The sequence below is a fragment of the Nocardia altamirensis NBRC 108246 genome, assembly GCF_001612685.1.
Classification (GTDB): domain Bacteria; phylum Actinomycetota; class Actinomycetes; order Mycobacteriales; family Mycobacteriaceae; genus Nocardia; species Nocardia altamirensis.
Genome location: NZ_BDAY01000009.1, coordinates 73,392 through 85,611, shown reverse-complemented (window position 1 = coordinate 85,611; position 12,220 = coordinate 73,392). Strand labels below are relative to the sequence as shown.

The window sequence follows — 12,220 nt, the reverse complement described above, 5'->3', positions numbered from 1 at the left end:
CGACCAGTTGCGATGTCATGCGTATAGTTGCGGCTGCTCGTTCATCGAAACCTATTCCGGAGGACCTGAAAGTGGTTGCAGCACTGTCTGAATCCCTGCTCGACGACGCCAAGCGCCCGGCTTTCCTTGCCGATGCCGTCGAGGTTCTTGATGCCGAGGTATCGGACAAGGGTGGTGCGTCCGGCCTGGCAGTGAAGGGTGGCTACGCGGCGGTCAAGAAGATCAGCCCGTCGATCGTGCCTGATGCCCTGGAGTCGTTGGCGCCCAAACTGGTTGCACAGCTGGACCCGTTCTGGCAGGAATTCACCGCCTCGGGATCCGGCAAGTTCGGCGATCTGCTGGTCGCCAAGTCCGATGAGGTCGCCGAGGCGTTGCTGTCGGTGACCGACGCGCGTGCCGATGCCTCAACCCGGCCCGCGCTGAAGAAGGTCTACTCGTCGATGCGTTCCTCGGCGAAGAAGAACGTCATCGAGGCGCTGCCGCGCGTCGGCGATCTGATTCAGAAGCACGCCAACTGAATCGACACCGTGCACGTCGAGCGCGTCGCACATCGAGCGGCCGGACCCGGCCGCGTTTTTCGATGTGCGGCGCGCTTTGTCGTTCACCCGTGCCGCCCCGATCGGCCCGGTGTGACCAGGGCGACGCAGCGGGACGACGCACTGTCTGAGAGGCTGGAAGCGTGAACCCGTCTACAGCACAAGCGCAGGTCGTCGTCGACGAACTCGCGCGTGGGGGTGTGCGAGATGTCGTCCTGTGCCCAGGATCGCGGAACGCGCCGCTGGCCTTCGCCCTGCAGGCCGCCGACGCCGCCGGTCGACTGCGGCTGCACATGCGCATCGACGAACGGACCGCTGGCTTCCTCGCCATCGGACTCTCGGTGGCAAGCCGCCTCCCCGTTCCGGTCGTGATGACCTCGGGGACCGCCGTCGCCAATCTCGGGCCCGCCGTGCTCGAGGCCAATTACGCGCGCATCCCGCTGGTGGTGCTCAGCGCCAACCGGCCGTACGAGATGCTCGGATCCGGCGCGAATCAGACCGTCGAACAGTTCGGGCTGTTCGGTAGCCAGGTGCGTGCCACCATCAGCCTCGGCCTCGCCGAGGAGGAGGCGGGCACCGCCGAGTGCGCGCCGTACGGCCACCAGAACAGCCAGTGGCGCTCGGCCGTGTGCCGGGTGCTCGCCGCCGCGCGCGGCACTCGCTCCGGCAACGCGGGCCCGGTGCATTTCGACATCCCGTTGCGCGAGCCGCTGGTGCCGAACCTCGCGCCCGGCGAGTCGGCCCCCGGCGGCCGCGAGGACGATCAGGCGTGGACCAAAACCCAGTACGCGACGCTGGATGTGCCGCTCGATCTCGACCTCACCCCGGACACCGTTGTCATCTCCGGCCACGGCGCCGGGCTGCGACCGGAACTGGCCGAGCTGCCCACCGTCGCCGAGCCCACCGCGCCGATGCACGGCCCGGCGCTGCATCCGCTCGCGCTGCCGCTGCTGAAGCCACGCCAGGCCATCATCACCGGCCGCCCGACCCTGCACCGCCAGGTGTCCAAAGTCCTTGCCGATCCGGCTGTTCGGGTCTACGCGCTGACCACCGGTCCGCGCTGGCCCGATGTCTCCGGCAATGTGGTCGGCACCGGAACCAGGGCGGTCACCACCGGTGCGCCCCGGCCGGAGTGGCTGGCGTACTGCCGCGAACTCGACGCGAAGGCGAACGAGGTCGTGCGCGCGGAACTCGACCGGCATCCGAAGCCGACCGGCCTGCACGTGGCCGGGGTCGTGATGAACGCGCTGCGCGAGGGCGATCAACTGCTGCTCGGCGCCTCCAACCCGGTGCGCGACGCCGCGTTGGTCTCGCATCCGCGGCCGGGCATCCGGGTGCTGTCCAACCGTGGCGTGGCAGGCATCGACGGCACCGTGTCGACCGCCGTCGGCGCCGCGCTGTGGCACGAGGGCCGCACGGTCGCGCTGATCGGCGACCTGACCTTCCTGCACGACGCCTCCGGCCTGCTGATCGGTCCCGGCGAGCCGCGCCCGGCCGACTTGACCATCGTGGTGGCCAACGACGACGGCGGTGGCATCTTCGAGCTGCTCGAGCAGGGCGACCCGCAATACGCTGGCGTCTTCGAGCGGGTCTTCGGCACGCCACACGGGATGGATCTGGCCGCGCTGTGCGCCGCCTACCGCATCCCGCACCGGCAAGTCGATCCGGAACAGCTTGCCGTGGAGTTGGCCGGGCACGCGCACGGCACGCGGGTGCTCGAGGTGGCCACCGAACGCTCCAGTCTGCGTGAGCTGCATGCCACGGTGCGCGCGAAGATCAACCCCTGAGCTGAACGGCCCCGTTCGGGCGCCCGCATTGCCCGGTGCTGCACCGGATTACGCGTGGTCGGGCTCGTCGTCCAGCGGCACCGGAATCGATTGCTCGATCAGATCGGCCGTATTCGCGTTCCACCCGTCGCGGTCCAACGTCGCGGCAATCTCCCGGTCGATGCTGTCGTCCTGAACATCCCCGTCGTCCGCGTACCCGGCTTCATTCGGGTATGCGGGCATCGACTGCTCGGCGAGGTCGCCCTCCGGCACCGGATCCAGTTCGCGTGACGTGCTGCGATCAGTCATCGTGTGCTCCTCTCCGCTGTGGCCTCGGTCGACGGCTTACCCGTCGTGGCGCGCCGCAATCGAGGTGAACAACAGTCCGGCACAGTCGAGCATGCGCTCTGCCCGGCGCACGGGCAACCCGCCTGCGGCCGCCAGCGCCTGCTACTCGCCGTCGAGTGCTGCCGTGCCGTCGGCGGGAAATTCGACAAGTGCCAGCGTGCGTCCGGCCATGAAGCGCGCGGTGCGCACCGCGGTTCCGGTGCGGGTCACCTCGCTGACTTCGACGACGCCGCGCGCGATGCGCACCTCGACTCGCCGCCCTGCGCGGGTAGCGACTACTTCGTAACTTCTCGAGCCGTCGCCGAAATCGACGACTATCTCCACACGATCACCCTTCATCTACCAATTCTCCTCTTTTCCAGCGCATTTCGCGGTCACGACTTGGTCGCGGTGGGCGGCCGCCAGCGGGTATCGGACGGCGTCGAACGCGGGCGGACGCCCCCGCGCCGATGAATCCCGGAGCGCTGTCTCGTCTGCACACCTGGAGACGCCCACTCGCTCAGGAGAACCGATGAATCCGGAATTCGACTTCGAACCGGCCGCGACCGCGCTGGAGACCGTGGTCTGTGGCATCAGCGACGAACAGCTCGCCGCCGCAACGCCATGCGCCGACACCACCGTGCGTGACCTGCTCGCCCACGTCATCGATCTGACCGAGGCGTTCCGTCAGGCCGCGACGAAGGAAGCAGTCGGTGGCTCCGTCGCGCCCGACGTCGCGCCGGAGCGCGCGCTCGCCGGCGATTGGCGGGCCCGAATCCCGGCTCAGCTCAAGGCTTTGGTCAGTGCCTGGCGTGAGCCTGCGGCCTGGGACGGGATCACCGAGGCGGGCGGCGTGAGCGAGCAGGCCCCGGCGATGGCGATGATCGCGCTCGACGAGGTGGTCGTGCACGGCTGGGATCTGGCCAAGGCGACCGGCCAGCCGTTCAGCCCGACCGCCACCGACCTTGCTGTCCTACTCGACATGCTGAGCGCCACCCCGCCCGAGGGCACCCCTGGCCTCTTCGGCCCGGTCGTGCCGGTACCCGTCGAGGCCTCCGCGCTCGAGCGCGTCCTCGCGCTCACCGGCCGCAGCCTGCACTGGACGGCGTAGCCGAAACCACAAGGGCGGCACCATGCTCTGGTCAGCGCCTACCGAGGCCAAGCATGCGCGCGATGCGGCCCATCAGCTGAGACATGGTGGACGGGACCGAGCTCAAGCTCAGCCCAGCGGCGACCACCACGGTGATCGATCGGCTCGAACGGGCAGGCCTGGTCACTCGGGCCCAGGACCCTGCCAATCGGCGCCGAGTGCTGGTCGCGCCCACCGACGCCGCGCGCGAGGTGGCCGAGGACATCTTCGAACCGGTGGGTCGTGCAGGCGCGAAAGCGCTGTCGCAGTTCGACTCCGAGCAGCTCGCGCTGATCCTGGACTTCCTGCGCACCGCGTTGCAGGTGCATCGTGCGCAGACCGATCAGCTCGCCGCGCGGCAGTGAGTGGGCGAACGATGCGGTCCCGTCGGATCGCTGCCGCGTGCCGATGTCGAGTTGAGCACGGCTCCTGGATCGGCTAAGTCGGTGCGGAGGTGACGAATATGCCTGCGGTGACTGCGTTTACGGCGGCAAGGGCGGCGGTGGTCGCGGCGGTCTCGTCGATGGGGTCACCGCTGGCAAGTAGGCGGTAATACAGCGGGGCGGATACCGCGGAAAGCACGGCGCGCGCGTCGGTGCCCGCGGGCGCCTCGCCGCGTTCGATGGCCCGCTCGACGCAGATCGACCATTCGGTGAGGCGGATGTCGTAGAACCGGCGCAACGCGGTGGCGGCGGCTTCGTCGCAGGTGGCGGCCGCGATGACGGCCTGAAAGAGCTTGCCCTGGCGGGGGTTTGCCAATGTTTCGGCGACCAGGTGGGCATTCGCGGTGAGGTCGCCGAGCAGTGAGCCGGTATCGGCGTGCGGCAGCGAACCCTCGGCCATCTCGACCAGGAGGTCGGTGATCAAGCCCGCCGGGTGCCGCCAGCGGCGATAGACGGTGGTCTTGCCGACTGCAGCCGCGGCGGCGACCTCGGCCAGATCGAGATGGGCGAAGCCGCGTTCGGCCAGCAGATCGCCCGCGGCTTGTAGCACTGCTTCGCGGACCCTGGCCGTGCGTCCGCCGGGGCGGACCGAGCCGGGGACGGCGCCCTCTTCAGTCATAACGGAACTCCAGTTTCGTTTAGCGTCGGAACCGTGTAGTGTTCGACGTGTTAACGGAACTATAGACCCTTTTAGGAGTCACCATGGAGTACCGTCGGCTCGGCGCTTCCGGCCTGCACGTCCCGGCCCTCAGCTTCGGCGCGGGCACCTTCGGCGGACGCGGCGAACTGTTCAGCGCATGGGGTGACACCGATGCCGAGCAGGCGCGGCGATTGGTCGACATCAGCCTGGAGGCAGGCGTCACCATGTTCGATACCGCCGACGTCTACTCCGACGGCGCCTCGGAAGAAGTACTCGGCGCCGCCATCAAGGGCAGGCGCGATCAGCTGCTCCTCTCGACCAAGGCCTCCCTGCCCACCGGGCCGGGGCCTGCCCAGGCAGGGTCAGGACGGGCCAGGCTCATCGCCGCGGTGGAGGGCGCGCTGCGCAGGCTCGGCACCGACTACATCGACCTGTTCCAGCTGCACGCCTTCGACGCGGGCACCCCGGTCGAGGAAGTCGTTGCCGCACTGGATGATCTGGTCCGCGCAGGCAAGATCCGCTACCTCGGCGCCTCCAACTTCGCCGGCTGGCAACTGATGAAATCTCTTGCCGCGGCCGACAAGAACGGCCGCACCCGCTATGTCGCCCACCAGGTGTACTACTCGCTCGTCGGCCGCGACTACGAGTGGGAACTGATGCCGCTCGGGCAAGACCAGGGCGTCGGCGCCGTGGTCTGGAGCCCGCTCGGCTGGGGCAGGCTGACCGGGAAAATCCGGCGCGGCCAACCCATTCCGGACGGCAGCCGCCTGCACCAGACCGCCGCCGCGGGCCCGCCGGTCGACGACGAGAAGCTCTACGACGTGGTGGACGTCCTCGACGAGCTTGCCGCGGAGACCGGCAAGACCGTCCCGCAGATCGCCCTCAACTGGCTGCTGCGCCGCCCGACCGTGTCGACCGTCATCGTCGGCGCCCGCAACGAGGAGCAGCTGCGGCAGAACCTCGGCGCGGTCGGCTGGGAGCTCACCGCGGACCAGGTGGCCCGCCTCGACAAGGCGAGTGCGACCTCCCCGCCGTATCCCTACTACCCGTACTACCGCCTCGGCGATTTCACCAGGCTCAACCCGCCCGCGGTGTAGTCGGTCAGTACACGTCGCGGACGTAGCGTTTCTCCGCGACCAGTTGTTTCCGGAAGGCTTGTGCGGCAGCGTCGTCCAGCTTGCCGTGTACGCGGGCGATGTGCAGCAGCGCCTCGTCCACATCCTTGGCCATGCGCGCGGCGTCACCGCAGACGTAGAGGTGGGCGCCGTCGCGCAGCCAGGACCAGAGCTCGGCGCCGTGCTCGATCATGCGGTGCTGCACGTAGATCCGCTCCCGTTGGTCACGGGAGAAGGCCAGGTCGAGTCGGGTGAGGAAGCCGGAGCGGAACATGTCTTCGAGTTCGGCGCGGTAGTAGAAGTTCTTGGCGGCGTGCTGTTCACCGAAGAACAGCCAGTTGCGGCCGGTGCAGCCGAGTTCTCTGCGTTCCTGGAGGAAGCCGCGGAAGGGCGCGATGCCGGTGCCGGGCCCGACCATGATCATCGGCGCCGTCGGGTCGGTGGGCGGGCGAAAGTGCGGCGCGCGCTGCAGGAAGATCGGCACCGCGGCCGGGTCGCCGCCCGCCCGATCGGCGAGGAAGGTCGAGCACACCCCGCCGCGCCTGGCCGCCGACCCCTTGGCGACCGGATCGCCGTAGCGGACGACGCCGACCGTCAGCTGCACCTCGTGCGGGCTGACCAGCGGGCTCGACGAGATCGAATATTGGCGCGGCTGCAGCTTTTTCAGCGTGCCGAGCCAGTCGACCAGATCGGCGCGCACCGGAAAATCGCGCAGCACGTCGACCGCCTGGCGATCCCACAGGTAGTTGTCGAGCTCGTTGCGATTGTCGCGCCGCAGCAGCTTCGCCAGCCGGATGTTCGGGTTGCGGTCGGCGATGAAGGAGAGCAGATCGTTGCTCACCTTGCTGATGTCGTAGTGCGTGCGCAGCGCCTCGGCCAGCGACAGTTCCCGATCGTCGACCTCGATGATCCGGCGACCGTCGAGCCCCGTGGTGGTGAGCCATTCGTTGACCAGCGCCGCGTCGTTGGTCGGCCAGACGCCGAGCGAATCGCCGACCTCGTAATCGGCTTCGAGCCCGCGCAGGTCGAAGCCGAACTGCCGCACCTCTTTCGGCGCACTGCTCGGGGTGAGCGATTCGTTGCGCACCAGGGGTGCGCGCACCGGCGCGCTTCGCGTGAACGACGCGACCTCTCTGCGGGTCCGTCCTGGAGCTGGCGCGGTGGCCCTGGTCAGCACCGCTGTCGTCGCACCGCCGAGGCGTACCGGTCCTTGCGGCGACGTCGGCAGGCCAGGATCATCGTCCGTCGCATCGGATTCCAAGGTGTCGCCCAGCACAGCGAGCACCGCGTCGAGCCAATGCTCGGCGGGCTCATGGAAGTCCGGTTCGCTGTCGACGCGCGGCAACAGCCGCACCGCACCGGATTCGGCGAGTCGCTCGTCCAATTTGCGCCCGTGCCCGCAGAAGTCGTCGTAACTGGAGTCGCCGAGCGCGAACACCGCGTAGCGCATGCCGGTGAGCCGCACCGCGCCTGCCTCCAGGCGTTCCCAGAAGTCGGTGCCGTTGTCCGGCGGACCGCCGTCGCCGAACGTGCTGGTGATCACCAGCACATCGCCGCTCAGCCCGTCCAGCGTGCAGGAGTCCATGTCGAGCAGCCGTGGCGCGAAACCGCATTCGGTCAGCCTGGCCGCCGTGGCCGCGGCGAGCTCCTCCGCCGTCCCGGTCTGCGAGGCCCACAGCACCGTCACCGACCGCACCGGCGCGGCGGCCGCACCCGGCGTCGTCGCACGGGAGTACATGCCCGCGAGCATTCCGTCGATCCAGAGCCTGCCCTGCGCGGACATCGGCGCGGCAGCAGGGAGCACCGGCTGACCGGTCACCGGAACCGCGTGCAGGGCAGCGAGATACCCGCTGAGGTAGACCCGTTCGTACTCGGACAGTGTCGGGGTGGTTGCCGCGTCCAGCCCGAGCGCGATCGCCAAGGGATGCAGGTCGGCCTGCTGCGGTGTCGACTCGACGGGCGTCTCCGTCTCCGGCACCGCGACCCGGCGCAGCGAGACCGCACAGGCCTTGAACTCCGGCTGCAGCGAGGCCGGATCGACGGCGTCGTTCGTGACCGCGTTGATGGTCAAGTACTCGCCGTGCTCGTCGTTCCAGTGGAACGGCGCGAAGCAATCGCCGGGCCGGACCCGGTCGCTGACCTGCACGGCCAGCACCGCTCTGCCCCGCCGGGACGCGATTTCGAGCTGGTCCCCGGCCTGTACCCCGAGGCGTTCCGCGTCGGCCGGGTGGACCTCGACGAACGGCTGCCCGTTCAGTTTGGTCAGCTTGTCGATCTTCCCGGTCTTGGTCATCGTGTGCCACTGATGTTGCAGCCGACCGGTATTGAGCAGGAACGGGAAGTCGTCGTCGGGCATTTCCGCAGGCAGCAGATGCGGGCGCGGCCAGAACACGGCCCGACGGCTCGGCGTCGCGAAGGCCAGGCGCGGCTGCCGCCCGGTCTCGTCCACGAAAAGCTGCTGGCTGACCCCATCGTTGAGGTAGCGGATCGGATTGCGTCGCCGCGCGCCGTCGGGACACGGCCACTGCATCGGCCCTTCGCTGAGCCGATCGAAATCCATGCCGCGCAGGTCATATCCGGTGACCGGATTGGCGAACTGCTTGATCTCGGCGAAAACCTCGGCGCTGGACGCGAACTCGAAGCCGGCAAACCCCATCGCGGTGGCGACCTCGGCGATCAGCAGCCAGTCCGGCTTGGCCTCGCCGACCGGATCGACCGAACGCTGCAACAGCGTGACGTTGCGCTCCGAATTCACCATCACCGCATCGGCTTCGGCCCACAGGGTGGCAGGCAACAGCAGGTCGGCGTACGCGGTGGTCGCGGTCTCGGTGTAGGCGTCCTGGGCGATCACCAACTCGGCGGCTTCGAGGCCGTCGATGACAGTCCTTCGGTTGGCCATGGAGGCAACGGGATTCGTGCAGATGATCCAGGCCGCCTTGATCTGTCCTGCGGCAAGCCCGCGGAACATCTCGACGGTGCCGGGCCCGACCTGATCGCGGATCGTGTCGGGCGCAAGGCCCCACGCGGTTTCGACGAAGGCGCGGTCGGCGGGGGTGAGCACGCTGCGCTGGCCGGGCAGTCCCGGCCCCATGTAACCCATTTCGCGGCCGCCCATGGCATTCGGCTGTCCGGTCAGCGAGAACGGCCCGCTGCCCGGCCGCGCGATGGCGCCGGTGGCCAGGTGCAGATTGCAGAGCGCGTTGGTGTTCCAGGTGCCGTGGGTGGACTGGTTGAGCCCCATTGTCCACAGCGACATCCATTCGCCTGCCGCGCCGATCCACTGTGCGGCGGTGCGGATGTCGGCCTCGGCGAGGCCGGTGAGCTCGGCCACTTTCGCGGGCGGGTAGTCGCCGAGGAATTCGGGCATCCCGTCCCAGCCCTCGGTGTGCTCGGCGATGAAATCCTTGTCGATGTCCCCGTTTTCGACGAGCAGGTGCAGCAGGCCGTTCAGCAATGCCAGATCGGTGCCCGGTGCGATCTGCAGGAACAGGTCGGCCTTGGCGGCGGTCTCGGTGCGCCGTGGGTCGACCACGATCAGTTTCGCGCCTGCCTTGAGCCGGTCGACCATGCGCAGGTACAGAATCGGATGACAGTCGGCCATGTTCGCGCCGATCACGAAGAACAGGTCGGCGTGCTCGAAGTCGTCGTAGGACCCGGGCGGGCCGTCCGCGCCGAGCGACTGCTTGTATCCGGTACCCGCGCTCGCCATGCACAGCCGGGAATTGGCCTCGATGTGCACCGTCCGCAGGTATCCCTTGGCCAGCTTGGTCGCCAGGTACTGCGCCTCCATCGACATCTGCCCCGAGACATACAGCGCGATCGCGTCCGGCCCGTGTTCGTCGAGGATGGCCCGCAACCGCGCGGCAGCCTCCTGCACCGCCTCGTCGACCGGCACCGGCACCGGCTCCTGACCGCGCTCGGGCCGTCGGTACGCGGTCGCCATCCGGCCGGGTGTGCGCATCAGCTCCAGGTGGGTGGCGCCCTTGGTGCACAGCCTGCCCGCGTTCGCCGGATGCAGTTTGTCGCCGCTCACCTTGGCGATCACGGGCGCGCCGTCGGCGCCCGTCCGCGTCTGCACGGTGATGCCACACCCGACACCGCAGTACGAGCATGCCGTTCTCGCAGTGCCCCCTGCGCGATCCGTGCGTGCGTCCACCATGCCTCGATCATGGCCATCGCCGATTGCGCCAGGTTTACCTTGCGTTATCGGCACGTCACATTCAGCCTCACCACCCGCGTTCGCGCTGGTGAGGTGTGACGGAGGTCGCAGCTCAGCCGAGCTTGTACGCGCGGTGCAAGGCGACGATGCCCCCGGTGAGATTACGCCACTTCACCGACGACCATCCCGTATCGGCGATGCGCATCGCGAGCTGGCGCTGGTTGGGCCACGCGCGAATGGATTCGGCCAGGTAGACGTAGGCATCCGGGTTGCTGCTCACCGCGCGGGCCACCTTCGGCAGCGCCTTCATCAGGTACTCCATGTACACCGTGCGGAAGCCGGGGACGATCGGCGTGGAGAACTCCGCGACGACCAGCCTGCCGCCCGGCTTGGTGACCCGCAGCATCTCGCGCAGCGCGGCCTCGGAATCGGAAATGTTGCGCAGGCCGTAGGAGATGGTCACCGCGTCGAACGAGTTGTCGGCGAACGGCAGTGCGGTCGCGTCCGCCGCCACCATCGGCACCTTGCGGAACCTGCCCGCGGCGAGCATGCCCTGGGAGAAGTCGGCGGCCAGGCACCAGGCGCCGGACTTCGCCAGATCGACGGTGGAGACACCGGTGCCTGCCGCGAGGTCGAGCACCCGCTCGCCCGGCCGCGGCGCCACCGCCTTGTGCACCGCCCAGCGCCAGTAGCGATCCTGGCCACCGGAGATCACCGTGTTGGTCAGGTCGTACCGCTTCGCGACCCCGTCGAACATCGACGCGACCTCATGCGGCTGCTTGTCCAGCGAGGCCCTGGTGGATTCTGTTTTCGCCACGCCTGACCCTAACGCGCGTGGCACGGCACGCCGAGCCTGGTGCACAGATTCCTCGGTCACAGTCGAGGCGGGGATCAGGCCGTGTGCGGTAAGCGCATTCGGCTGCCGGTCACGTCGGCGTAGTGGCCCATCAGCTCGGTGCAGATCGCGGGCCAGGTGCGGTGCAGCACCGATTTGCGTGCCGCTCCGGCGAATCGGGCGCGCAGGATCGGATCGTGCAGCGCCCCAACCGCACTCGGCAACAGCTCGGTGAAACGGTCGACCGGGAGCAGATAGCCGTTGCGGCAGTGCGCGATCAGATCGCGCGGGCCGCCCGCGTCCGGCCCGATCACCGGGATGCCGGAGGCCAAGGCTTCCTGTACGCCCTGGCAGAACGTCTCGTGCTCGCCCGCGTGCACCATCACGTCCAGACTGGCGTACGCCTGGGCCAGGGTGTCCCCGCCGAGCTCGCCGGTGAACACCGCGCGCGGCATCATCCGCGCGAGCCGGTCGCGTTCTGGCCCGCCGCCGACGATCACCAGCTGGATGTCCGGGTCGTTCGCCAGCACCGCAAGCCGTTCGACGTGCTTCTCCGGCGCGAGCCGTCCGACGAAGCCGACCACCAGCTTGTCGTCGCTGTGCCAGGCGTCGCGCAGTTCGGTGCGCCGCGCCGACGGGTTGAAGCGGGCGATGTCGACGCCACGTCCCCACCGGTGCACCCGGGGAATGCCGTGGCTGGCCAGGTCGTCCGCGGCCGCGCGCGAGGGTGCCAGCGTCCTGGTCGCGCTCTCGTGGATGCGCCGGGTCCATGCCCACGCCGCCCGGCTGGCCAGCGAAAGCCCGTAGCTCTTGGCGAATCCGGCCACGTCGGTCTGGTACACCGCGACGGTGGGCAGATCCAGGCGCAGTGCCGCGCCGAGGCCGCCTGCGCCGAGCAGGAAGGGCGAGGCCAGATGCACCACGTCGGCATCGAAATCGTCGATGGCCGAGACGATTCCCGGCTGCGGCAGTCCCACCGGCAGCGAACTGATCTTGGGCACCATCACCGCGGGCACCCGGTGCACCCGGAACCGATCGTGCCAGCGTGGGGCGGGCGGCAACCCGCGCACGGTGTCGGGCGCGATGATCAACGCGTCGTGGCCGTGCCGGTCCAGGTGGTCGAGCACCCGCAGCACGGAATTGACCACGCCATTCATATTCGGCAGAAACGACTCCGCGACAATCGCTACACGCACACCCACAGGTTGACCGCCACGACGGCCCGTGGCGCTAAACATGCGTTAAGGACACGGAAAGATCCGGCGAACTC

Annotated in this window: 11 protein-coding genes; 5 read left to right on the top strand and 6 right to left on the bottom strand. The window is 68.8% G+C overall.

What is annotated here, in order from left to right; translation table 11 throughout:
* Window positions 1-71 precede the first annotated feature (71 nt).
* Window positions 72-518: a DUF6918 family protein gene (locus tag NA11_RS05205; protein WP_069160593.1), complete on the top strand. Its 447-nt coding sequence runs from the start codon at window positions 72-74 to the stop codon at window positions 516-518.
* A gap of 161 nt (window positions 519-679) precedes the next feature.
* Window positions 680-2,323 carry a 2-succinyl-5-enolpyruvyl-6-hydroxy-3-cyclohexene-1-carboxylic-acid synthase gene (menD, locus tag NA11_RS05200; RefSeq protein ID WP_069160592.1) on the top strand — a complete coding sequence of 548 codons (1,644 nt, stop codon included), beginning with the start codon at window positions 680-682 and terminating at the stop codon, window positions 2,321-2,323.
* Window positions 2,324-2,371: 48 nt separating this feature from the next.
* Here the strand turns inward: menD and NA11_RS05195 are convergent, their stop codons facing one another.
* Together NA11_RS05195 and NA11_RS05190 are read right to left on the bottom strand one after the other, a co-directional pair.
* Complete coding sequence (locus tag NA11_RS05195; protein ID WP_069160591.1) at window positions 2,372-2,611, bottom strand: Rv3202a family protein; 240 nt, start codon at window positions 2,609-2,611, stop codon at window positions 2,372-2,374.
* Between the two features lie 141 nt (window positions 2,612-2,752).
* Window positions 2,753-2,989 (bottom strand): DUF8836 family protein, encoded by a 237-nt coding sequence (locus NA11_RS05190; RefSeq protein ID WP_069160590.1) that lies wholly within the window; start codon window positions 2,987-2,989, stop codon window positions 2,753-2,755.
* A 172-nt stretch (window positions 2,990-3,161) separates the two neighbouring features.
* Between NA11_RS05190 and NA11_RS05185 the strand changes: the two genes are divergently transcribed.
* Both NA11_RS05185 and NA11_RS05180 read left to right on the top strand, forming a co-directional pair.
* Window positions 3,162-3,740 carry a TIGR03086 family metal-binding protein gene (locus tag NA11_RS05185; protein WP_069160589.1) on the top strand — a complete coding sequence of 193 codons (579 nt, stop codon included), beginning with the start codon at window positions 3,162-3,164 and terminating at the stop codon, window positions 3,738-3,740.
* Window positions 3,741-3,823: 83 nt separating this feature from the next.
* Complete coding sequence (locus tag NA11_RS05180) at window positions 3,824-4,123, top strand: MarR family transcriptional regulator (RefSeq protein WP_084654182.1); 300 nt, start codon at window positions 3,824-3,826, stop codon at window positions 4,121-4,123.
* Between the two features lie 73 nt (window positions 4,124-4,196).
* Here the strand turns inward: NA11_RS05180 and NA11_RS05175 are convergent, their stop codons facing one another.
* Entirely contained in the window at window positions 4,197-4,820 is a 624-nt protein-coding gene (locus tag NA11_RS05175) for a TetR-like C-terminal domain-containing protein (protein ID WP_069160588.1), read from the bottom strand.
* A gap of 83 nt (window positions 4,821-4,903) precedes the next feature.
* Here NA11_RS05175 and NA11_RS05170 point away from each other — a divergent pair, with 83 nt between their 5' ends.
* Window positions 4,904-5,938 carry an aldo/keto reductase gene (locus NA11_RS05170; RefSeq protein ID WP_069160587.1) on the top strand — a complete coding sequence of 345 codons (1,035 nt, stop codon included), beginning with the start codon at window positions 4,904-4,906 and terminating at the stop codon, window positions 5,936-5,938.
* Between the two features lie 4 nt (window positions 5,939-5,942).
* On the opposite strand, the gene NA11_RS05165 is transcribed toward NA11_RS05170, so the two are convergent.
* The 3 genes from NA11_RS05165 to NA11_RS05155 form a co-directional block, all read right to left on the bottom strand.
* Window positions 5,943-10,115, bottom strand: coding sequence for a bifunctional nitrate reductase/sulfite reductase flavoprotein subunit alpha (locus tag NA11_RS05165; RefSeq protein ID WP_069160586.1), 4,173 nt, complete (start codon window positions 10,113-10,115; stop codon window positions 5,943-5,945).
* A gap of 112 nt (window positions 10,116-10,227) precedes the next feature.
* Window positions 10,228-10,932, bottom strand: a complete 705-nt coding sequence (locus NA11_RS05160; RefSeq protein WP_069160585.1) for a demethylmenaquinone methyltransferase — start codon at window positions 10,930-10,932, stop codon at window positions 10,228-10,230.
* Window positions 10,933-11,006: 74 nt separating this feature from the next.
* Window positions 11,007-12,146 carry a glycosyltransferase family 4 protein gene (locus tag NA11_RS05155; RefSeq protein WP_084654215.1) on the bottom strand — a complete coding sequence of 380 codons (1,140 nt, stop codon included), beginning with the start codon at window positions 12,144-12,146 and terminating at the stop codon, window positions 11,007-11,009.
* Window positions 12,147-12,220 lie beyond the last annotated feature (74 nt).